Origin of the sequence: Blastomonas sp. AAP53, assembly GCF_000331245.1 — a bacterium.
Lineage (GTDB): Bacteria > Pseudomonadota > Alphaproteobacteria > Sphingomonadales > Sphingomonadaceae > Blastomonas.
Window position 1 is genome coordinate 108,974 of record NZ_ANFZ01000018.1, and the last position, 19,829, is coordinate 128,802.

Genomic DNA, 19,829 nt, shown 5'->3' on the forward strand with positions numbered 1-19,829 from the left:
GCTTGTACCGTCAACTTGCATCTGCCTCGAAAATCGGGTCCCCGAAAGACCAGGTCTCGACCATCCGCGGCGCTCTCTCAGAAGGGGTTGAGCGTGTAGCCGCGCTGCTGGAGGAGCGCATGCGCGGTCATCGCCGACAGCGCCATCTTCACTCCCGGCGCCAGATCGGCGCGACTGATACCCTGGGCTACGGCGCTCTGCCCGCAAAGATGGATCTCTACGCCGTTTTCAATCAGCGTCGCGATGGCGGCAAGGTTGGCATTGGCCGCGCTATCGTGCTTCCTGCCATAGGCAGCGGCATGGGTGAGATCGAAGCTCGCCGGGCCATGGACCACCACCGCGACACGCACCCGCTCGCGCGGCACCCCGGCTTCGGCATGCATGTTGATGAACCGCGCCGCGCTCTCGAGCGTGCGATTGAGGCTGCCCGGCTTGGCCGCCTCGGCGACGTCGAAGGCGACGCTGAAGCTGGCTGAAGCGGGCAGGGATTCATGCCCGTCCACCGTGGCGACGGGACCAAAGCTCTCGATGACGGTGCCGGCATGGAAGCCAGGACGCAAGGCGTCCTGTGCCTGGGCGGGAGCAAGACCAAGGCCAAGAGCCACCATCAATGTGGCTGCCGACAATGCGATGCGACGTGACGACCAATGCGACATGCAACTCTCCTTCTGTCTGGAGCGAGGCGTATCAGGATGCGGCGTCCGCTTCATCTCCTTTCGCAGGCGTTGCCGCCGCGCCATCCAGCATCTGGCGGGCAAGCTCTGCCAATTGTGTGTCGTGCGGATGGTTGAGCAGCGGCGCGAGTGTCTTGCGCGCTGTCTCCTTGTCGTCTGTCTGGATCTGGTGTCGCGCCAGCGTTATCCGCAGCCCGATGTCATAGGGCGCCAGCATCAGCGCCTTTTGCAGACCCTTGACCGCTATCTCTGGCGGTGTCTTGCCCTCTGCGGCGAAGGTCCGATAGAAGAAGCTCAATGGAATGGGGTTGTCATTCTCGACCTGGTTGGCCGCGGCTACTGCGGCGCGGACCTGGGACCATAGACCGTCGTTGCCGTCTTCGGCCTCGCGGAACAACGCATACATTCGTTGGATCAACGCGTTGATCGCTTGCGGGTCACGCGCCAGTGCCCGGTCTGCCGCAGCCAGCGCCTCGGCGGTATTGCCGGCGTCGAATTCGGCTTCTGCCAGGGCCGTCTGGACAAACGGATCATCGCGATAGTCCGCCGCGATGGCGCGCGCGAGTTCCAATACCTCTGCAGCCGTCTCATCGGTCACGCCGCGTTTGGATCGCATCATCACCGGCAGAATGGCAGCTTCGCCGGCGCGCAACGGACGTACGCGGATGTGAGCAGACGTGATGCGGCTGGCATCCAGATTGATGTAGCTCATCCGGCGGAACTTCATGTAGCGGGTAATCTCATCGTCGAGCTTGGCGAGATCGCCGAACGCCAGCTTTGCTGCCGCATCCTCGCCCTCGCCTTTGTTCAGCCGATCAAGATAATCGCTGAGCTGGCCCGGACGGTCGCCCGACAGCATCAGATAGTGAAAAAGCAGCCAGCTGCGCCCATAAAATGCATCATAGCGTCGCGATGCGTTTTCGCGATATTTGCGCGTGCTCAGCAGCATCTCCAGCGGCACGTCCTGCGCATACATCAGTTCCGCTGCGCGGTGACTGGCAGGCAGCCCCAATCCCACTGAGCCGTCCTTTTCGAACTTGGCGGTGGAGTAGAATTCGGCGAAGCCTTCGGTAAACCACAAGGGGGCCGATCCGGAAAACAGGCTGTACATGAAGTGATGGGCATATTCATGGAGCAGAACCTGTTCGCCCTGGGTGACGCGCTCGCGTTGGCTGGAGCTCTGGACGCGCGGTATGAACGCAACCGACCCGCCCGCGCGTGACTGGTAGAACCCCTGGAGGAAGCGGCGGCCATCGGCCGACAGTTTTCGGACCTCGCCCGCATCGTGCATCACGAAGACCGTCAGCCGGTTCGACGGCGATGTCGGCTCATCGGGCATCTTGTACAAGGCCAGCATCGCCGAACGATAGCGCTCGAGCATATCGGTGAAAGCACGTACCTGCTTTTCGTCCTGATCGGCATAGACCAGGAAATTGGGGCTCGATGCCTCATGCCAATCGGCAGACGCGGCTGACGGCCACGCCACCAGCGCGGTCAGCACGATCGCCAGACCACACCGCAAACCTCTCACCATGCCCCAATCCTCCTGCTTTCATGCAGGCTAAAGCTGCGCCATACCGCCCGCAACCCCCTCAAAAAGGGGTGCGGGCGACGGCTCCTGGGCTGGGGGCTAGATTTACGCGGTCAGCTTCGCGGCCGTGCGCGCGACCTTGGCACCCAGATAGCGGGCACCGTCGAGGTCGGCCTGGTGCGGCTGGCGCAATCCGTCGCCGCCGGCGATCGTGCTGGCGCCATAAGGCGATCCGCCGATGACCTCGTCATTGCTGAGTTGACCCTGGAAGCCATAGTCCAGCCCGACGATGGTCATGCCATGGTGGAGCAGGTTCGTGAGGATCGAAAACTGCGTCGTTTCCTGGCCGCCGTGCTGGCTGGCGGTCGCGGTGAACGATGCGCCGACCTTGCCGACCAGTGCGCCCGTGGCCCAAAGGCCCCCGGTGCGGTCCCAGAACGATGCCATCTGGCTCGACATGCGGCCAAAGCGGGTGCCGGTGCCGACGACGATTGCGTCATATTCTGCCAGTTCCTCGGGCGAGGCGACCTGCGCCGGCTGGTCGAGCTTGAAATGGTTGGCTTTTGCGACCTCTTCGGGAACGGTTTCAGGAACGCGCTTGATCGTCACGTCCGCGCCTTCGCCCCGTGCACCTTCAGCGATGGCTTCGGCCATGGTTTCGATATGGCCATAGGTTGAATAATACAGCACGAGAACTTTGGTCATGATGGGTCTCCTTGGGGTATCAAAGGGGTGCCCCGCCGCCTGGGGATCGGCGGCGGGGCGGGGGGATCAATGGGTCCGGGTTTCCGCAATCAGAAACTCGGCGTCCTGTGTGGCCGAGACGGTAATCTCGGTTTCGCGGGTGATGGCTGCAGCGTCGCGCGTGCCGATTTCGATGCCGTTCACCGTCACGCTGCCCGCCGAGACCACCAGATAGGCCGACATGCCATCGGTGATGCGGTGGGTGATGCTGTCTCCAGCGGCCAATGTCGCGCCGGACAGGCGGGCATCGGCGCGGATCATCAGGGCACCAGCCTCGATATCCTCGTCGCGTCCGCTGGCCAGTACCTCCAGCTTGCCGCTGCGCTCTCCCTTGGGAAACTGCTTGGCGTCCCAGCGTGGCGCACCACCCGGAGCATCGGGGATGATCCAGATCTGGAAAAGGCGGGTTTCCTCGCTTTCCAGATTAAACTCGCTGTGCTGCACACCGGTTCCCGCGCTCATCACCTGAACGTCGCCCGCTTCGGTGCGGCCTTCGTTGCCCAGGCTGTCGCGATGGGTGATCGCGCCGGTGCGGACATAGGTGATGATTTCCATATCGCGGTGTGGATGCGTGGGGAAACCGCTCTTGGGAGCGATCTCGTCGTCATTCCACACCCGCAATGCGCCCCAGCCCATGCGAGCGGGGTCATGATAGCCACCGAACGAAAAGTGGTGGCGGGCATTGAGCCAGCCGTGGTTGGCATGGCCCAGCGAAGAAAAGTCGCGCTTCTCGATCATGTCATGTGCTCCTTGCCGGCATCGCAGTTGGCCGATGCCTTGGCTTGAGGCAGAGATAGGACTGTGTTATCGTTTCCAAAACAGCCAGTTTGGAAAATGATTGTTTCTGATATGCGCCTTCCTGATTTCGAGGCTTGGGCGGTGTTTGCCGCCGTCGCCGACACCGGCAGCTTTACTGCGGCCGCCGAGGCGCTCAGCCTGTCGAAGGCCAAGGTGTCGAAGGCGGTGTCGCGGCTGGAGATGGAACTGGGCACGGTGCTGTTCCACCGCACCTCGCGGCGGCTGTCGCTGTCCGCCGCGGGCCGTTCACTGGTCGACCACGCCCGCCGCATCCGCATGGATGGCGAGGCCGCAGTGGAAGCGGCGCGGGACGAGGCCGTGCTGCTGAGCGGTACGGTGCGCATCGCGGTGCCGATGAGCTTCGGCTTGCGTGCGGTCGCCCCGCTGGTGGCGCAGTTCATGGCGCAGCATCCCGGCATCCTCATCGACATGCACCTGTCGGATGCGCGGGTCGATCTGGTGGACGAGGGATTTGATCTGGCACTGAGGATCGCGGTGCTGCCCGATAGCAGCCTGCGCGCCATCCGCCTGCGTACGGTGCAGCTGTATATCATCGCCTCGTCGGCCTATTGTGCGAAGCACGGCACACCGCGCCACCCGTCAGAGCTCGACGCGCACAAGGCGGTCCACTACGCCAACTCTGCGCAACCCGGCGTATGGCCAGTGACCGGGCCGGAAGGCGCAAGAGTGCTGGCAAGGCCCTCAGCTGCGCTGATCGTCAACAATGCCGATGCCGCGCTGCCCGCCGTTCTGGACGGCCAGTGCATGGCGGCGCTGCCCGATTTCTTCTGTGAAGAGGGCGTGGCGAGCGGGGAACTGGTCCGGCTGCTGCCGGAATGGCGTTTCGAACCCTCCACGCTCAGTATTGTCACCCCACCTTCTCCGCATCGCCCGGCGCGCGTGGATGCGCTGATCGCCTGGCTGCGCAAGGGATTGCAGGCAGAATGATTCAAATCCGCTGCGGCGTTACGAAATTTGAAACCAATTCGATTTACTCCCCAGAAAAGCGACGAACTGAAGCGTCGCGGATAAGCGGCGGAAAACAGAGTCTTTTCCGCGTTCCGGGGTATGCACGCATCGGTGCACCCCGTTGAGTCCGCAATCTTTACCCAAAATTAACCTTTTGCCCCCAAAACTTTTATGGTTAATGTTTTCCTCGTCGATCCGTTCTTAGGGTCTAGATGACTGAACGGTGCCGATGGCACGGGCGAAAAGGGGCTGCACATGCGGGTGCTTTTGATCGAAGATGAACCGACCACGGCCAAGGCGATTGAGCTTATGCTCACCACCGAAGGTTTCAATGTCTATACCACGGACCTCGGCGAAGAGGGCCTGGATCTGGGCAAGCTGTATGATTACGACATCATCCTGCTCGACCTGAACCTGCCGGACATGCACGGCTATGACGTGCTGAAAAAGCTGCGCGTGGCGAAGGTGCAAACACCGGTGCTGATCCTCTCGGGCATCTCCGAGATGGATAGCAAGGTGCGTTCCTTCGGCTTCGGCGCGGATGATTATGTCACCAAGCCGTTCCACCGCGAGGAACTGGTCGCGCGTATTCACGCCGTTGTGCGCCGATCGAAGGGTCATTCGCAAAGCGTGATCCGCACCGGCAAGCTGGCGGTGAACCTCGATGCCAAGACCGTCGAAGTCGACAGCGCCCGCGTTCACCTGACCGGCAAGGAATATGCGATGCTCGAGCTGCTCAGCTTGCGCAAGGGCACCACGCTGACCAAGGAAATGTTCCTGAACCACCTCTATGGCGGCATGGACGAACCCGAACTCAAGATCATCGACGTCTTCATCTGCAAGCTGCGCAAGAAACTGGCGCTGGCCTGTGGTGGCGAAAACTACATCGAGACCGTCTGGGGCCGCGGCTATGTGCTGCGCGATCCCGAGGCCGATGGTGAAGTGATCGCAGCCTGATTTTTTCCTGACCTTCTTTCTTCTTCTTCTTCTTCCCTGAAATCGGCCAAGGGGGCTGCGGGTAACCGTGGCCCCCTTGGCTGTTGCACGCGTGAGGCGTGTCCGCGCGGCTTTCGCTTGCCAACAGGGGCCTTCGCGCTATCGCTCCATGCTCCCCGGGGGAGAGTTGATCGATGAGTCCATATCGCACCCACGCGCGCGTCCTCACCGCCTCGCTGGTCGGCACCGCGGTGGAATTCTACGACTTCTACATTTACGCGACCGCTGCCGCCCTGGTGTTCGGCCCGCTGTTCTTTCCATCGGAAAGCGCATCGGCGCAGCTGATGCTGAGCTATATGAGCTTTGGCCTCGCCTTTTTCGCGCGGCCCGTGGGCGCAGTGGCCTTTGGTCATTTCGGCGACCGGATCGGGCGCAAGTCGACTTTGGTCGCCTCGCTGATGCTGATGGGCGGCTCCACCTTGCTGATCGCATTTCTGCCAACCTACCAGATGGTCGGCTGGGTCGCGCCGCTGCTGCTGTGCATCCTGCGCTTCGGCCAGGGCTTTGGCCTGGGGGGCGAATGGGGCGGAGCGGCGCTGCTGGCGGTGGAGAACGCGCCGCCGGGCTGGGCTGCGCGTTTCGGCATGGCACCGCAACTGGGGGCACCGGTGGGCTTCATCGCCGCCAACGGCCTCTTCCTGCTGCTGGGCCTGGGTCTGACGGACGAGCAGTTCACCGCCTGGGGCTGGCGCATCCCGTTTCTGGCGAGCGGCATCCTGGTCGGGCTGGGGCTGTGGGTGCGGCTGAAGATCAGCGAGACGCCGGACTTCGCGCAGGTGCTGGAGCGCGACAAGCCAGCGCCGGTGCCGGTGGCAGAGCTGCTGCGCGATCACCTGCGCGCGACTTTGGCGGGCACGTTCGCGGTGGTGGCGTGTTTTGCGATCTTCTACCTCTCGACCGCGTTTGCGCTGGGCTATGCCACCACGGCGCTGGGGCACGACCGGGTCGATTTCCTGCTGGTGCAACTGGGCGCGATCCTGTTCCTGGCTTTGGGCATCGTGTTGTCGGGTTATCGATCGGACGCGACCAGCAGCGGGCGCGTATTGATGATCGGCTGCGCCGCCACGGTGGGCGTCGGATTGCTGTTCGGGCCGTTGCTGGGCTCGGGCTCTCTGTGGCTGGCCTGGGTGGCGCTGTCGATCGCGCTGCTGGTGATGGGCTTTGTCTACGGCCCCTTGGGCGCATGGCTGCCCCAGCAGTTCCCGGCGAGGGTGCGCTATACCGGCGCGTCGGTGGCGTTCAACGGCGGCGGCATCATCGGCGGCGCGCTCGCCCCGATCGCGGCGCAGGCGCTAGCGGATCGCGGCGGCGCGGATGCGGTGGGGCTGTATCTGGCCGCGGCAGGATTGATCAGCTTCGCCGGATTGTGGGCGCAGCGGGGACGGGCTGCGGGCTAGATCAGGGATATTGCTGGCGCGCGTGCATCACAGCGACCACGATCACTGCATCTTCGGTCACGCGATAGATGATGAGGTAGTTAGGGTGGACGATGGCTTCCCGCGTTCCGCTGACCCGTCCAGTCCTGTACATGAGCGGATGTTGGGGCAGGCGGTCTGCACAGGCCAGGATAGCGTCTTCCAGCTTTCTTGCGGCGTGCACATTCCTTGACGCAATGTATTCCGATATGTCCCGAAGATCGGCGAGCGCCGCCTCAGTCCAGATCAGATTCAGGGGTTTCATATTTGCTGATGATTTCGCGCATCTGCCTCATGACCTCTTCATGCGGGATGAAGGGCCCGGTCGATGCCAACGATCGCTCCACCTTGGCGCGAAACCACGCATCATAGGCTGCCTCTTCCTCGGATGAGGCGAATTCGGATTCGATGGGCGAGTATTTGACCATGTCGTCAGTCTATCACATCGCCCGCCAGCCGCAATAACGTGAGCCGGGCCTTGCCGACCACGCGCTCGGCGTCGATGTCGAAGCCTTCGACCTCCAGCTTTTCGCTCTTGGCGGTTTCCACGCTGATCCAGGTGGAAGGCGCGAACCAGCCCAGCCGCTTCAATTTGTCGAGCGCCACCGCGCCCGCGCCGGTGCCATAAGGCGGGTCGATCAGCACCACGTCGAACGGCTTGAGCGCAGGGCCCAGCGCCAGCGCTGAGCTCGGGCGGATTTCGGCGCGGGCATCGGCCTCGAGCGAGCGTATATTGGCGCGCAGCGTGTCGATCGCGGGACGGTCCTGCTCGACGAACACGCAGCGGGCGGCACCGCGCGACAGTGCCTCGATGCCCAAAGCGCCTGATCCTGCAAACAGATCCAGCACGCTCAGCTCCTCGAACGATCCAAGGCGGCTGGTGAGCATCGAGAACAAGGTCTCGCGGGTGCGGTCGGCCGTCGGGCGGGTGGTGTCGCCTGCAGGTGCCTTGAGCTTGCGGCCGCGCCATTGCCCGGCAATGATCCGCAGCATCTTATGTCTCCACCGTCATTTCAGCGTCTTCCTGAAGGTTATCACATCGTGCCTGCGCACCTCCTCGATCGCGCCGGGCTCGATCCCGTCGAGCAGGAAGGGCCCATAGCGGGTACGGATCAGGCGCGAGACCTTGAGCCCCAGATGCTCCAGCACGCGGCGCACCTCGCGGTTCTTGCCCTCGGTCAGCGTCATCTCGATCCAGCCGTTGCGGCCGGTGCGGCGTTCCAGATTGGCGTCGATCTTGCCGTAGCGGATGCCTTCGATGGTGATGCCGTGGATCAGGTCTTCAAGCTGTGTCTGGCTGACCTCGCCAAAGGCGCGCGCACGATAGGTGCGCTCGACCCCGGTGGCGGGCAGCTCCATCTGGCGCTTGAGCTCGCCGTCATTGGTCATCAGCAGCAGGCCCTCGGTGTTGAGGTCGAGCCGCCCGACGGGCATCATGCGTGGCGCATCGGGCGCGACGCGGGCGAGGTGATCATAGATCGTCGAGCGACCGGTAAAGTCGCGCGCCGCCGTCAGCAGCCCGGCGGGCTTGTGGAAGCGCCACAATTTGGCGGGCGCAGGCTCGCTCACCGGTTTGCCGTCGACGGTGATGCCGTGCAGGCTGGTCAGCACCGTGGCAGGCGTGGTGATGACAACGCCATCGCGCGCAACGCGGCCGCCTTCGATCATCCGCTCGATCTCGCGCCTGCTGGCGATACCGGCGCGGGCGAGCAGCTTGGCGATGCGCTGGCCTTCGCCCAGGGCAGACGTTGTCTTGCGCACCACAGGTTCGGGCGGCGTTTCGCTTTCAGCAAGCGGATCGAATATTGGTTTCCGGGGGGGCATAGCGGCTGCTATAACGAGGAAGGTGCCGGGCGGGAACGCAAGAAATCACCACCGCGTATTTACCTTTCGTCCCTCGCAGCCCTGACAGAAAGGCCGCATATGCTGTTTTCGCGGTTTACCCGGTCGATCGAGACCATCCTGATCGTCGAGGACGAGCCTTTGGTGGCATTCGACAACGAGCTGCGGGTGGTCGATGCGGGCTATCGGGTGGTCGCGACGGTCGATACCGAGGCAGAGGCAATTGCGGTGCTCCAGCGCGAGCCGATCCATCTGGTGCTGGCCGATGTGAACCTCTCGCGCGGCGGCAGCGGGGTCGAGGTGGCGCGCGTCGCCAGCGAGCTGGATATTCCCGTGCTGTTCGCCACCGGCGCCTGCCCGGGGCATGCGAAGCAATTTGCGGTCGGTTGCCTGATCAAGCCGTACAGTGCAGCAGAGCTGGTCAAGGCGATCCACGCGGTCGATCAGATGATCCGCGGCAAGACTCCCCGCAACATGCCCAAGCCGCTGAACCTCTATTCAGAGGCATGAAAGCTCGCCCGTAACCTTTGGTTTCGCATCGCCGAACATCTCGCGAGCAAGCGGATGTCCGCGCGGGAGAGACGATCGATGTCGAAACTATGGATTGGCGGTGTGGTGATCGCAGGATTGGCCGTCCTTGCTCTCGTGCAGGGGGTGTCGGACGCACCTGCTAGCGCGAATCCGCCGGCTGCACGTGCTGTTGCTGCACCGCCCGTGATCAAGGCCGCTGCATCCGGGCCGGTCGTGGCAGAGCTGTTCACCAGCCAGGGCTGCTCGTCATGCCCACCCGCCGATGCGGTGGCGGCGCGGCTGGCGCGACCCTGCCATCCTCGTGATCAGCCGCCCGGTGACCTACTGGGACCGGCTGGGCTGGAAGGACAGGCTGGGGCGCGAAGCAAACACCCGTTTGCAGCGTCAATATGGCGACACGGCCTTTGCCGGCGCGAACATCTATACCCCGCAGCTGGTCGTCGACGGCCGCACCCAGGGCGTGGGGTCGCAGGAGGCCAGGGCCCGCAAGCTGATCGCCGACGCTGGCGCAGTGCGCGAACGCAGCGGCGTGACGGTGCGGATCGTGCGCGCCACCGATGGCGGACGCAGCGTGATTCTCGGCGGCAAGGCCGGGGCAGGGGCCGAGGTGATCCTCGTTGCGCTGTCGTCGCGCGAGACGGTGAGCATCGGGCGCGGCGAGAATGGCGGCCGCAAGGTCAGCTATACCAATGTCGTGATCGACGAGACGCCTTTGGGTCGCTGGTTTGGCGGGTCGCAGACGATGGCGCTGCGCGCGCAGCAACTCGCGACGCCCGGCGCGGATCGGTACGCGTTGATCGTGCGGCAGGGCCAGGGCGGGGCGGTGATCGGGTCGGCGGTGATCTGAAGCGGGCGGTGCGCACAATCCCTCTGGCGTAAATCGCCGATGCCGCTAGTTTCCCGGCCAAGACTGTGGGGCTGGGACACCGAAGGGAAGATTGCTGCATGACCGAACACGCTGCCGGGGCATCGCCTGAGGTCACGGGTTGGCGCGCGTCGCTGCCGGTGGGCCTGAGGCCCTATACCGAGGCCGCACCGCTTGCCGCTCTGTTTCTCGGCATGTCGTCGGGCTTCCCGTTCGCGATGATCGCCGCGACGCTTTCGACGCGGCTGGCGCAATCGGGCATCGAGAAATCGACCGTGACCGCCTTTGCCCTGACCTTCCTGGCCTATAATTTCAAATGGCTCTGGGCACCGATCATCGATGCGGTGAAGCTGCCCCTGCTCGGTCGCATCGGCCAGCGCGTCTCGTGGCTGATCCTGTGCGCGGTGCTGGTGATGGTCGCGATCATGAACCTGGGGCTTGCCGATCCCGAAGCGGATATCGCCAGCGTCGCGATCGCGGCGATCTTGGTCGGGGTGGCCGGCGCGACCTTCGATATCGTCATCGACGCCTATCGCATCGAACTGCTCGAACCGCACCAGCTGGGCGTGGGATCGGGAATGAGCCAATACGGCTGGCGCATCGGCGCAGCGTTGGCAGGGTCGGTGGCGCTGATCGTGGCTGCGCGCGCCGACTGGACCACCGCCTATATCGCGGTGTCGTTCTTCGGCCTTTTCGCGGTCGTCACCGGATTGGTGATGGGCGAACCGGCGCGCCGGCAGGAGCCCAAGCCGCTGAAGGGTCCGATCGCCGCCGCGATAGCCTATGTCAGCCCATTGGCCGAGTTCTTCAAGCGTTCAGGCGCCTTGGTCGTGCTGCTGTTCGTGCTGGTCCACAAGATCGGCGATACGCTCGCCAACCTGACGCTGCGCCTGCTGTTCGAGGATCTGGGTTTCACCAATGACGAGCTGGCGATCTACGACGTCGGCCTGGGCTTCTGGGCACTGCTCGCGGGCATCTTCGTCGGCGGTATCCTCTATGCCCGGCTGGGCATGAAGCGATCGGTGCTGATCAGCCTGATCCTGATGGCGGTGTCCAACCTTGCCTTTGCTGGGCTTGCATCGGTCGGTCACAGCACCTGGGCGATGGCGGGTGCGATGGGCTTCGAGAATTTCGCCAGCGGCATCGGCGGGGTGTGCGTGGTCGCGTATCTCTCGGCCCTGTGCAATCTGGAATTCACCGCCACGCAGTTCGCATTGCTGTCAGCGGCTGCCAGCATCACCGGGCGGTTCCTCACCGGAACATTGGCGGGCGGGATGATCGAGCAGCTGGGTTATGCCAATTTCTACCTGGTCACCACGCTCGCGGCACTGCCCGGCGTGCTGTTGTTCTGGTGGATGATGGCCAGCGGGCTGGTCGATCGCTCGCTGGGCACGGCGGGGACTGAGGAGAGCGGGGAGTAGTCTGGGGTTAATGCGCAAACATTCCCGCGTTCCCGAGCGAAGTCGAGGGACGCATGCGCTATCGTTTGCGAGAACGTCCCTCGACTTCGCTCGGGAACGCGGGGAGGTTTGCGGTTTTTACTAGCGCCGGAATGAAGGGGATTAATCCGGCTCCTGCCCGTTCGCCTTGAGCACTTCGCCCGCCAGATACAGCGAGCCCGCGATCAGCACAGGCATCGGCTCGCGATCCGCCAGCCCAGCTACCGCCGCGCGCACGTCCGCCGTCGCCTCGACCTCCAGGCCCGAGGTCAGGCACGCCTGAAACGCATCGGCATCGTGCCACTCATGCCCCGGAACCGGCAGCGCGGTGACGCTGGCGAGGTGCGGTTCGAGCGGGCCGAGCAGCGCGCCGGGCTGCTTGTTCGACAGCATGCCGATGACCAGGTGCACCTTGCCGCCCATCCTGGCGACATGGCGCGCGAGCGCCGCACCGGCGTCGGGATTGTGCCCGCCGTCGAGCCACACCGGCTCGCCGGTGCCCAGCAGTGCGGTCAGCGGTCCATCGCCCAGGCGCTGCATCCGCGCCGGCCAGTCGGCCCAGCCCATCGCGGCGGACAGCGCGCTGTCGGGAATGGCGATTGCGCTCTGGTGGCGGATCATCGCGATGGCGAGCCCGGCATTGTCGGCCTGGTGCTCGCCCGGCAGGCGCGGGACCGGCAGGCTGAGCTTGCCGTCGACATCGCGATAATGCAGCCGCCCCTGATAGAGCGCCACATCCCAGTCGTGGCCGCGCGCCTTGACGTACGCGCCTGCGCGCATCGCCTGTGCAGCGACTGCGCCCATCATGCCGGTCGCGTATTTCTGGATCACCAGCGGCACGTCCGGCTTGGCGATGCCTGCCTTCTCGAACGCGATCCGCTCCAGCGGCGCGTCGGGCGTGCCCTCTTCAGGTGCGAGCAGAAAGCCTTCGTGGTCGATCCCCAGCGCCGCGATGCCGCACACCGCTGGCGCTGGGATGACGTTGGTCGCATCAAGCCTGCCGCCCAGCCCCACCTCGATCACGCATGCATCGGCAGGCGTTTCGGCAAAGGCGAGGAACGCGGCGGCGGTGGTAACCTCGAAGAAACTCGCGTTGATACCTTCAGCGATATCGAGCACCCGCGCGAGATAATCGGCCAGCAATTCGTCATCGATCAGCCGCCCGGCGATGCGGATCCGTTCGTTGAAGCGCACCAGATGCGGGCTGGTGTAAACATGACAGGTCTGGCCGGAGGCTTCGATCGCGGCGCGCAGGAACGCGCAGGTCGACCCCTTGCCGTTGGTGCCCGCGACATGGAACACCGGCGGCAGGCGGTGGTGCGGATCGCCCAGCCGGGCGAGCAGTTCGGTGATCCGCTCGAGCCCCAGCACATCACGGCCCGGCGACAGCGCGGTGAGCCGGTCAAGCTGGGTCTGGACGCCGGGGTGGTTGGAGATGGCGTGGTCGGCCATAGATCACCCCTCCCCTTCAGGAGCTTTGGAGGCACGTGACTCCAAAACTGGGACGGGGGTGGGGCAGTGATTCCTGTGCTGGACAGTCCCCACCCCAACCCCTCCCCTGAAGGGGAGGGGCTTTGTCATCACGCTGCCGCCTTGGCCGCCATCAGATAATCGATCACGCTGCCCAGCCGTGCGCGCAGGTCCTTGCGCTCGACGACCATGTCCAGCATCCCATGCTCGAGCAGATATTCGGAGCGCTGGAAGCCTTCGGGAAGCTTCTCGCGGATTGTCTGTTCGATCACCCGCTGCCCGGCAAAACCGATCAATGCGTTGGGTTCGGCCAGTTGCACATCACCCAGCATCGCGTAGCTGGCGGTGACGCCGCCGGTGGTGGGGTCGGTCATCACGACAATGTACGGCAAGCCCGCCGCGTGCAGGCGGCTGATCGCCACGGTGCTGCGCGGCATCTGCATCAGCGACAGGATGCCCTCCTGCATCCGCGCGCCACCGGCGGCGGTGAAGATCACATAAGGACATTTCTCGGCAATCGCGCGCTCGGTCCCGGCGATGAAGGCAGCGCCCACGGCCATGCCCATCGATCCGCCCATGAAGGCAAAATCCTGGACGCCGACGACAGCCTTGTGGCCCTCGATGCGGCCCAGCGCGTTTGTCAGCGCATCATTGCCGACATTGGCGGCACGCGCGGCCTTCAGCCGGTCGACATAGCGCTTGCTGTCCTTGAACTTCAGCGGGTCTTCGCGGACAACCGGCGAGGGCAGCTCTTCCCAGATCTTGTCGTCGAACAGCATGCCAAAGCGCGCTTGCGCGCCGATGCGGTCATGATGGTTGCATTTGGGACAGACTGACAGATTGTCCTCGAACTCCTTGGCGAACACCATCTCGCCGCAGGCCTTGCACTTGTGCCACAGGTTGTCGGGGGTGGAATCGCGCTTGGCGATCAAGGGAATCGAGTTGCGGACGCGGCTGAACCAGCTCATTCAAATGCTCCTATCAGGCGTTCGTGGTCTGGCGGGCGGTGGCGATCGCGCTGCTGAGGCTGCGGATGTAATCGCGCACCGGGCCCGACGAGTTGGCACCGTGCTGGGCGACGATATCGACGATCGCGCTGCCGACGACAACACCATCGGCGACGCGTGCGATGGCGGCGGCCTGCTCGGGGGTGCGCACGCCGAAGCCGACCGCGATCGGCAGGTCGGTCGAGGCCTTGAGCCGCGCGACCGCCTCTTCGATGCTCGCCTGCACCGCCTGCTGCTTGCCGGTGATCCCGGCGACCGAGACATAATACAAAAATCCACCGGCGCCATCGAGTACGGCGGGCAGCCGTGCGGCGTCGGTGGTGGGCGTGGCGAGCCGGATCGGCGCGATGCCCTTGGCGCGAAGAGCCGGGCCGAGCGATGCGTCTTCTTCCACCGGAATATCGACGCAGATCACGCCATCGACGCCAGCGGCTGCTGCGGCATCGGCAAACCATTCGGGCCCGCGCCGCGTCATCGGATTGGCATAGCCCATCAGCACCAGCGGCACATCGGGGTGACGGCTACGGAAACCGGTGGCGATCTGGAGTATGTCGGCGGTCTTGGTGCCCGCAGCCAGCGAACGCAGGTTCGCCGCCTGGATCGCGGGGCCATCGGCCATCGGATCGGTGAACGGCATGCCCAGCTCGATCACATCCGCGCCGCCCTCAACGAGCGCGTCGAGAATGGCAGGGGTGGACGCAGCGTCAGGATCGCCTGCGGTGACGAAGCACACGAGCGCCGCGCGGTCAGCGGGGAAGGCGTTAGCGAGGCGGGTCATGCTTGGATGTATCCGCGACGTTTGAGAATTGCACGCCACAGCGAAACAAGGACCCCTGCCATCAAGGCATTCTGGACGATCCGCCCAAACGAGTCTCCGCCAATGCCGTTGACGGTAAAGCTCAGCTTGCCGCTATCGCCGATATGGTATGCGACGATGCCGATGAGGAGCATCGCCACGAAAAAGAAAACGGCAATACCTAGGGTTTCGAAAACCAGCTTCACATCTCCACTCCCAGCTTCTCGGCCACGGTGAAGATGTCCTTGTCGCCGCGGCCGCACAGGTTGGCGAGGATGATCTGGTCGCGGTCCATGTCCCGGGCGATCTTGGCCACCGCCGCAATGGCATGCGCGGGCTCGAGCGCAGGGATGATGCCCTCGGTGCGGCAGAGCAGCTGGAAGCCATCCAATGCTTCGTCATCGGTGATCGCGGTGTACTCGACGCGGCCCATGTCCTTGAGCCAGGCGTGTTCGGGGCCGATGCCGGGATAATCCAGACCCGCGCTGATCGAATGGCCCTCGGTGATCTGGCCGTCCTCGTCCTGCAGCAGATAGGTCTTGTTGCCGTGCAAGATGCCGGGGAAGCCGCCCAGGAGGCTCGCGGCATGCTCGTTGCCGTCGAGGCCATAGCCTGCGGCTTCGACGCCAAGCATCTTCACGTCATCGTCTAGGAACGGGTGGAACAGGCCCAGCGCGTTCGATCCGCCGCCGATCGCCGCGACCAGCAGGTCGGGCAGGCGGTTGATACGGCTCAGCATCTGCGCGCGCGCTTCCTTGCCGATCACGCTCTGGAAATCGCGGACCAGTTCGGGATACGGGTGCGGGCCGGCGGCGGTGCCGATGATGTAGAAGGTGTCGTGGACGTTGGCGACCCAGTCGCGCAGCCCCTCGTTCATCGCGTCCTTGAGCGTGGCTGCGCCCGAGGTCACCGGGATGACCTCCGCGCCGAGCAGCTTCATGCGGAACACATTGGGCTGCTGCCGCGCGACGTCGGTCGCGCCCATATAGATCACGCAGGGCAGGCCGAACCGTGCGCAGACGGTCGCCGTGGCAACGCCATGCTGGCCCGCGCCGGTCTCGGCGATGATCCGCGTCTTGCCCATCCGCATCGCGAGCAGGATCTGGCCGATGCAGTTGTTGATCTTGTGCGCGCCGGTGTGGTTGAGTTCATCGCGCTTGAACCAGATTTGCGCGCCCTTGCCCGCAGGTGCGTCCTTGCGCAGTTCCTCGGTCAGCCGTTCGGCATAATAGAGCGGGCTGGGGCGTCCGACATAATGCTCGAGCAGATCGTCGAACTGCGCCTGGAATGCAGGGTCCGCCTGAGCCGCACGATAGTGTTTCTCGAGATCGAGCACCAAAGGCATCAGGGTTTCTGCAACATAGCGCCCGCCGAACTGGCCGAAATGGCCCTGTGCGTCGGGTTGATTGCGATAGCTGTTAGGCTGGGGTGCTGCGTTGGTCATGATTGGCAACCGCTTGGCAAAAGCGCGCCATCTTGTCCATATCTTTGAGCCCGGGCGCGCTTTCGACGCCCGAGGAGACATCGACCAGAGGCGCGTGCGTCGCAGCCAGCGCCTCGCCGACATTGTCGGGATCGAGCCCGCCTGCCAGCCCCCACGGCAGGATATGCTGGTGACCAGTCAGCAGCGACCAGTCGACGACGGTGCCGTTGCCGCCGGGCAAAGCCTGCGCGGGCGCATCGAACAGCAGCCGGTCGGCAATGCCGTCGAACCGGCGCGCGTTGATCAGGGTCTCGGCGCTGCGCAGACCCAGGGCCTTCCAGACCTCGACGGGCATGTGCTTCTTCACGATGGCCAGCCATTCGGGCTTTTCCGAGCCGTGGAACTGGATGATATCGGGCCGAACGGTGCGCTGCGCCTTTTGCGTCAGCTCGGGCGAGGCATTGACCAGCAGCAGCACGACCTTGACGTGCGCCGGCGTCCGCCGCCGCAGGTCCGCCGCCTGCTCCAGCGTCACATGGCGCGGGCTCTTTTCGAAATGCACGAGGCCAATATGGCTCGCACCCGCCTTGGCGGCGGCGTCGATGGCGGCTTCGGTGGAAAGCCCGCAGATCTTGATGAGGGTGGTCATGGCAACGCTGCGATTACAACGTCGCCATGATTTCGCGGGCGGCGTTGTCGGGTTCTGCGGCGCGCGCGATCGGGCGGCCGATGACCAGCACCGATGCACCGGCATCGCGCGCCTGGCGCGGGGTGACGGCGCGTTTCTGGTCGCCCAGCACTGAACTTGCAGGACGCACGCCGGGGACCACGAAAAAGCCGTCGCGCCACTGGTGACGCACCGCGCCGACCTCCTGGCCCGAGCATACGATGCCGTCGAGCCCGGCGCTGTGCGCCAGGTCGGCGAGCCGCAGCACGTTGTCGTGCGATGAACCTGCCATGCCGATCTGCGCCATGTCGTCATCGTCGAGGCTTGTCAGCATCGTCACCGCGACCACCTTGGTGTGTGTGCCGGCCGCAGCCTTGGCATCTTCCATCATCGCGCGGCCACCGGCAGCGTGGACGGTAACGATGGCCGGTTCCAGCACATGGATCGCCTGCATCGCGGCGGCGACGGTGTTGGGGATATCGTGCAGCTTCAAGTCGAGGAAGATCGGCAGGCCGATCTTGGCGATCTCATGCACGCCGTGGTGACCGTGCGCGCAGAAGAACTCCAGCCCCAGCTTCACGCCGCCGATATGGCTGTGCACCTGCTGCACCAGTGCGGCGGCGCGCGCGAGATCGGGAACATCGACCGCGAGATAGATGGGATTGGACATGATGCTTGCGTGACCCCTGTTGAAACTCTTCAGACCGAGCGCAACACGCTTTCGGGTTCGGCTGGTCTGTCTGCGGCTGCCTCGGCCTGCATGGGAGCAGGTGCGACAGCCGCCGTTGTGGTGCGTGCCTGGTTGGACTCCAGCGTCGCGATGCGGCGCTTGAGACGCCAGTTGGCGGTGCGGTGATACGCCCACAAGGGCAGGAAGCCTCCCGCAAACGTGAGGAACAAGAGCACCGGTAGCTTCGTCACCAGCTGCAGCCCGCCCCACAGGTCCACCGTGACCGCCTGCCAGTTGTTATAGGCAAACACGATGAACACCACGGCGAGCATGATGATCACCAGTGTCTTCAGAAACTGCATGACCGCTGTGTCTCCTCAAATCCTGTCCGCGTCCCGGCGGTCAATGGGACAGCATAGGAGCATAAGCCCGGCTTGGCCAGCCTGACGGCCGCCCGGCGTGCGATCAGCCGAAGACCCGGGCGAAAATCGTGTCGACATGCTTGAAATGATAGTCGAGGTTGAACTTCTCCTCGATCTCTTGGGGCGAGAGCGCGGCGGTCACTTCGGCATCGGCCTTGAGCAGTTCGAGCAGCGACAGCGCGCCATCCGATTCCCACACCTGCATGGCATTGCGCTGAACGAGGCGATAGGCGTCCTCGCGGCTCACGCCTGCCTGGGTCAGCGCCAGGAGCACACGCTGCGAGTGGACAAGCCCGCCCATCTTGTCGAGGTTCTTCTGCATCCGCTCAGGATAGACCAGCAGCTTGTCGATCACGCCGGTGAGCCGGGCGAGCGCGAAATCGAGCGTGATCGTGGCATCGGGGCCGAAGAAGCGCTCGACCGAGCTGTGCGAGATGTCGCGCTCGTGCCACAAAGCGACGTTTTCCATCGCAGGGATCGCAGCGGCGCGGACGACGCGGGCAAGACCGGTAAGGTTCTCGGTCAGCACCGGATTGCGCTTGTGCGGCATCGCCGACGAGCCCTTCTGGCCGGGCGAGAAATACTCCTCGGCTTCCAGCACCTCGGTGCGCTGCAGATGGCGCACTTCGGTCGCCAGCCGCTCGACCGACGAGGCGATCACGCCGAGCGTGGCGAAATACATCGCGTGCCGGTCGCGCGGGATGACCTGGGTGGAGACGGGCTCGAGCGCAAGGCCCAGCTTCTTGGCGACATGCGCTTCGACGCGCGGATCGATATTGGCGAAGGTGCCGATCGCGCCGGAGATGGCGCAGGTGGCGATCTCGGCGCGCGCGGCCTTGAGGCGTGCGCGGCAGCGGTCGAACTCGGCATAGGCCTGCGCCAGCTTGAGGCCGAAGGTGGTCGGCTCGCCGTGGATGCCATGGCTGCGGCCGATGGTAGGCGTGTACTTGTGCTCCATCGCGCGGCGCTCGATCGCCGCCAGCAGCGCGTCGAGGTCTTCGAGCAACAGGTCGGATGCCCGCGCGAGCTGCACAGCCAGGCAGGTGTCGAGCACGTCGGAGCTGGTCATGCCCTGGTGCATGAAGCGCGCCTCGTCGCCCACCTGTTCGGCTACCCAGGTGAGGAACGCGATGACATCGTGCTTGGTCACCGCCTCGATCGCGTCGATCGCAGGCACGTCGATGGCCGGGTTCGTCGCCCACCACGCCCACAGGGCCTTGGCGGCGGACTTGGGCACTACGCCGAGCTCGGCCAGCGCGTCGGTGGCGTGCGCCTCGATCTCGAACCAGATGCGGAACTTCGCCTCCGGTTCCCAGATGGCGGTCATGGCGGGGCGGGCGTAACGGGGGACCATGGACATGTCCTTGCAGCAAGAGGCGGTGGAGGGCGCCTTGAGCCGCCCCGGTGATTCCGCCGCGCAGCTAGCAGCAAGCGCGCGCGCGTTCAACCGGCGCGGGGGCTGCAATCAGGCCAGGCAAGGAGAAAAGGGCTGGATGAAGCACTCGTATTTCGGGCATGGTTGCGCCAGAAACTATCGCTCGGGCTGATTCCCAGCGTCCATCCTGCCGCC

24 protein-coding genes are annotated in these 19,829 nt (G+C 64.6%); 7 read left to right on the forward strand and 17 right to left on the reverse strand.

Annotated elements, in window-relative coordinates; genetic code table 11:
* Positions 1-77 precede the first annotated feature (77 nt).
* The 4 genes from D618_RS0114440 to D618_RS0114455 all read right to left on the reverse strand — a co-directional run bounded on the left by D618_RS0114440 (position 78) and on the right by D618_RS0114455 (position 3,687).
* Entirely contained in the window at positions 78-656 is a 579-nt protein-coding gene (locus D618_RS0114440) for a DsrE family protein (RefSeq protein ID WP_081590537.1), read from the reverse strand.
* Positions 657-687: 31 nt separating this feature from the next.
* A complete protein-coding gene (locus D618_RS0114445) occupies positions 688-2,208 on the reverse strand; it encodes a hypothetical protein (protein WP_040370830.1) in 1,521 nt (506 codons plus the stop codon).
* A gap of 102 nt (positions 2,209-2,310) precedes the next feature.
* Positions 2,311-2,910, reverse strand: coding sequence for an NAD(P)H:quinone oxidoreductase (gene wrbA / locus D618_RS0114450; RefSeq protein ID WP_017672246.1), 600 nt, complete (start codon positions 2,908-2,910; stop codon positions 2,311-2,313).
* Between the two features lie 66 nt (positions 2,911-2,976).
* Positions 2,977-3,687 (reverse strand): pirin family protein, encoded by a 711-nt coding sequence (locus D618_RS0114455; protein WP_017672247.1) that lies wholly within the window; start codon positions 3,685-3,687, stop codon positions 2,977-2,979.
* A 111-nt stretch (positions 3,688-3,798) separates the two neighbouring features.
* Between D618_RS0114455 and D618_RS0114460 the strand changes: the two genes are divergently transcribed.
* The 3 genes from D618_RS0114460 to D618_RS0114470 all read left to right on the forward strand — a co-directional run bounded on the left by D618_RS0114460 (position 3,799) and on the right by D618_RS0114470 (position 7,109).
* Positions 3,799-4,695 carry a LysR family transcriptional regulator gene (locus tag D618_RS0114460; protein WP_017672248.1) on the forward strand — a complete coding sequence of 299 codons (897 nt, stop codon included), beginning with the start codon at positions 3,799-3,801 and terminating at the stop codon, positions 4,693-4,695.
* 276 nt (positions 4,696-4,971) lie between these two features.
* Positions 4,972-5,673: a response regulator transcription factor gene (locus D618_RS0114465; RefSeq protein WP_017672249.1), complete on the forward strand. Its 702-nt coding sequence runs from the start codon at positions 4,972-4,974 to the stop codon at positions 5,671-5,673.
* 173 nt (positions 5,674-5,846) lie between these two features.
* Positions 5,847-7,109: an MFS transporter gene (locus D618_RS0114470; RefSeq protein ID WP_017672250.1), complete on the forward strand. Its 1,263-nt coding sequence runs from the start codon at positions 5,847-5,849 to the stop codon at positions 7,107-7,109.
* 1 nt (position 7,110) lies between these two features.
* Here the strand turns inward: D618_RS0114470 and D618_RS0114475 are convergent, their stop codons facing one another.
* Genes D618_RS0114475 through D618_RS0114490 form a run of 4 tightly spaced genes read right to left on the reverse strand, consistent with a single transcriptional unit; the run spans position 7,111 to position 8,951 of the window.
* Positions 7,111-7,392 carry a type II toxin-antitoxin system mRNA interferase toxin, RelE/StbE family gene (locus tag D618_RS0114475; RefSeq protein WP_040370831.1) on the reverse strand — a complete coding sequence of 94 codons (282 nt, stop codon included), beginning with the start codon at positions 7,390-7,392 and terminating at the stop codon, positions 7,111-7,113.
* Positions 7,364-7,555, reverse strand: coding sequence for a hypothetical protein (locus D618_RS0114480; RefSeq protein ID WP_017672252.1), 192 nt, complete (start codon positions 7,553-7,555; stop codon positions 7,364-7,366). Before D618_RS0114480 ends, D618_RS0114475 begins: the two co-directional genes overlap by 29 nt.
* 4 nt (positions 7,556-7,559) lie before the next feature.
* Positions 7,560-8,117, reverse strand: a complete 558-nt coding sequence (gene rsmD, locus D618_RS0114485; protein ID WP_026091706.1) for a 16S rRNA (guanine(966)-N(2))-methyltransferase RsmD — start codon at positions 8,115-8,117, stop codon at positions 7,560-7,562.
* 18 nt (positions 8,118-8,135) lie between these two features.
* A complete protein-coding gene (locus D618_RS0114490) occupies positions 8,136-8,951 on the reverse strand; it encodes a pseudouridine synthase (protein WP_017672254.1) in 816 nt (271 codons plus the stop codon).
* A gap of 99 nt (positions 8,952-9,050) precedes the next feature.
* On the opposite strand from D618_RS0114490, the gene D618_RS0114495 reads away from it, so the two are divergent.
* The 3 genes from D618_RS0114495 to D618_RS0114505 all read left to right on the forward strand — a co-directional run bounded on the left by D618_RS0114495 (position 9,051) and on the right by D618_RS0114505 (position 11,786).
* Positions 9,051-9,479: a response regulator gene (locus D618_RS0114495; RefSeq protein ID WP_017672255.1), complete on the forward strand. Its 429-nt coding sequence runs from the start codon at positions 9,051-9,053 to the stop codon at positions 9,477-9,479.
* A gap of 217 nt (positions 9,480-9,696) precedes the next feature.
* Entirely contained in the window at positions 9,697-10,347 is a 651-nt protein-coding gene (locus D618_RS18580) for a DUF1223 domain-containing protein (protein ID WP_255342567.1), read from the forward strand.
* Positions 10,348-10,445: 98 nt separating this feature from the next.
* On the forward strand, positions 10,446-11,786 hold the full coding sequence (locus D618_RS0114505) for an MFS transporter (protein WP_017672257.1): 1,341 nt from the start codon (positions 10,446-10,448) through the stop codon (positions 11,784-11,786).
* Positions 11,787-11,927: 141 nt separating this feature from the next.
* Here D618_RS0114505 and D618_RS0114510 read toward each other — a convergent pair whose 3' ends face one another.
* The 9 genes from D618_RS0114510 to purB all read right to left on the reverse strand — a co-directional run bounded on the left by D618_RS0114510 (position 11,928) and on the right by purB (position 19,613).
* Entirely contained in the window at positions 11,928-13,256 is a 1,329-nt protein-coding gene (locus tag D618_RS0114510; RefSeq protein WP_017672258.1) for a folylpolyglutamate synthase/dihydrofolate synthase family protein, read from the reverse strand.
* Between the two features lie 128 nt (positions 13,257-13,384).
* A complete protein-coding gene (gene accD, locus D618_RS0114515) occupies positions 13,385-14,242 on the reverse strand; it encodes an acetyl-CoA carboxylase, carboxyltransferase subunit beta (RefSeq protein ID WP_017672259.1) in 858 nt (285 codons plus the stop codon).
* A gap of 13 nt (positions 14,243-14,255) precedes the next feature.
* Positions 14,256-15,059, reverse strand: a complete 804-nt coding sequence (gene trpA, locus D618_RS0114520) for a tryptophan synthase subunit alpha (RefSeq protein ID WP_017672260.1) — start codon at positions 15,057-15,059, stop codon at positions 14,256-14,258.
* Entirely contained in the window at positions 15,056-15,283 is a 228-nt protein-coding gene (locus D618_RS0114525; protein ID WP_017672261.1) for a hypothetical protein, read from the reverse strand. Before D618_RS0114525 ends, trpA begins: the two co-directional genes overlap by 4 nt.
* On the reverse strand, positions 15,280-16,521 hold the full coding sequence (gene trpB / locus D618_RS0114530) for a tryptophan synthase subunit beta (protein WP_017672262.1): 1,242 nt from the start codon (positions 16,519-16,521) through the stop codon (positions 15,280-15,282). The genes D618_RS0114525 and trpB overlap by 4 nt, the downstream gene beginning before the upstream one ends.
* A complete protein-coding gene (locus D618_RS0114535) occupies positions 16,496-17,149 on the reverse strand; it encodes a phosphoribosylanthranilate isomerase (RefSeq protein ID WP_017672263.1) in 654 nt (217 codons plus the stop codon). The genes trpB and D618_RS0114535 overlap by 26 nt, the downstream gene beginning before the upstream one ends.
* Before the next feature lie 13 nt (positions 17,150-17,162).
* Positions 17,163-17,837 carry an orotidine-5'-phosphate decarboxylase gene (gene pyrF / locus D618_RS0114540; protein WP_017672264.1) on the reverse strand — a complete coding sequence of 225 codons (675 nt, stop codon included), beginning with the start codon at positions 17,835-17,837 and terminating at the stop codon, positions 17,163-17,165.
* Positions 17,838-17,866: 29 nt separating this feature from the next.
* The gene (locus tag D618_RS19140; protein WP_017672265.1) at positions 17,867-18,199 is read right to left on the reverse strand and encodes a LapA family protein; all 333 of its coding nucleotides are present in this window, start codon (positions 18,197-18,199) and stop codon (positions 17,867-17,869) included.
* A 103-nt stretch (positions 18,200-18,302) separates the two neighbouring features.
* On the reverse strand, positions 18,303-19,613 hold the full coding sequence (gene purB, locus D618_RS0114550) for an adenylosuccinate lyase (protein WP_026091707.1): 1,311 nt from the start codon (positions 19,611-19,613) through the stop codon (positions 18,303-18,305).
* On the opposite strand from purB, the gene D618_RS20085 reads away from it, so the two are divergent.
* A complete protein-coding gene (locus tag D618_RS20085; protein ID WP_017672267.1) occupies positions 19,612-19,806 on the forward strand; it encodes a hypothetical protein in 195 nt (64 codons plus the stop codon). The two genes, purB and D618_RS20085, sit on opposite strands and share 2 nt — an antisense overlap.
* Positions 19,807-19,829 lie beyond the last annotated feature (23 nt).

Excerpts from the sequence above, each read along its gene's own strand:
- D618_RS0114495 (WP_017672255.1), top strand. The coding sequence starts at position 9,051 with ATGCTGTTTTCGCGGTTTACCCGGTCGATCGAGACCATCCTGATCGTC.
- D618_RS19140 (WP_017672265.1), bottom strand. The coding sequence starts at position 18,199 with ATGCAGTTTCTGAAGACACTGGTGATCATCATGCTCGCCGTGGTGTTC.
- D618_RS0114460 (WP_017672248.1), top strand. The coding sequence starts at position 3,799 with ATGCGCCTTCCTGATTTCGAGGCTTGGGCGGTGTTTGCCGCCGTCGCC.
- purB (WP_026091707.1), bottom strand. The coding sequence starts at position 19,613 with ATGGTCCCCCGTTACGCCCGCCCCGCCATGACCGCCATCTGGGAACCG.
- D618_RS0114465 (WP_017672249.1), top strand. The coding sequence starts at position 4,972 with ATGCGGGTGCTTTTGATCGAAGATGAACCGACCACGGCCAAGGCGATT.
- D618_RS0114535 (WP_017672263.1), bottom strand. The coding sequence starts at position 17,149 with ATGACCACCCTCATCAAGATCTGCGGGCTTTCCACCGAAGCCGCCATC.
- trpB (WP_017672262.1), bottom strand. The coding sequence starts at position 16,521 with ATGACCAACGCAGCACCCCAGCCTAACAGCTATCGCAATCAACCCGAC.
- D618_RS0114510 (WP_017672258.1), bottom strand. The coding sequence starts at position 13,256 with ATGGCCGACCACGCCATCTCCAACCACCCCGGCGTCCAGACCCAGCTT.
- D618_RS0114440 (WP_081590537.1), bottom strand. The coding sequence starts at position 656 with ATGTCGCATTGGTCGTCACGTCGCATCGCATTGTCGGCAGCCACATTG.
- D618_RS0114455 (WP_017672247.1), bottom strand. The coding sequence starts at position 3,687 with ATGATCGAGAAGCGCGACTTTTCTTCGCTGGGCCATGCCAACCACGGC.
- D618_RS0114505 (WP_017672257.1), top strand. The coding sequence starts at position 10,446 with ATGACCGAACACGCTGCCGGGGCATCGCCTGAGGTCACGGGTTGGCGC.
- D618_RS0114480 (WP_017672252.1), bottom strand. The coding sequence starts at position 7,555 with ATGGTCAAATACTCGCCCATCGAATCCGAATTCGCCTCATCCGAGGAA.
- pyrF (WP_017672264.1), bottom strand. The coding sequence starts at position 17,837 with ATGTCCAATCCCATCTATCTCGCGGTCGATGTTCCCGATCTCGCGCGC.
- wrbA (WP_017672246.1), bottom strand. The coding sequence starts at position 2,910 with ATGACCAAAGTTCTCGTGCTGTATTATTCAACCTATGGCCATATCGAA.
- D618_RS20085 (WP_017672267.1), top strand. The coding sequence starts at position 19,612 with ATGGACATGTCCTTGCAGCAAGAGGCGGTGGAGGGCGCCTTGAGCCGC.
- trpA (WP_017672260.1), bottom strand. The coding sequence starts at position 15,059 with ATGACCCGCCTCGCTAACGCCTTCCCCGCTGACCGCGCGGCGCTCGTG.
- D618_RS0114475 (WP_040370831.1), bottom strand. The coding sequence starts at position 7,392 with ATGAAACCCCTGAATCTGATCTGGACTGAGGCGGCGCTCGCCGATCTT.
- accD (WP_017672259.1), bottom strand. The coding sequence starts at position 14,242 with ATGAGCTGGTTCAGCCGCGTCCGCAACTCGATTCCCTTGATCGCCAAG.
- D618_RS0114490 (WP_017672254.1), bottom strand. The coding sequence starts at position 8,951 with ATGCCCCCCCGGAAACCAATATTCGATCCGCTTGCTGAAAGCGAAACG.
- D618_RS0114470 (WP_017672250.1), top strand. The coding sequence starts at position 5,847 with ATGAGTCCATATCGCACCCACGCGCGCGTCCTCACCGCCTCGCTGGTC.
- D618_RS0114445 (WP_040370830.1), bottom strand. The coding sequence starts at position 2,208 with ATGGTGAGAGGTTTGCGGTGTGGTCTGGCGATCGTGCTGACCGCGCTG.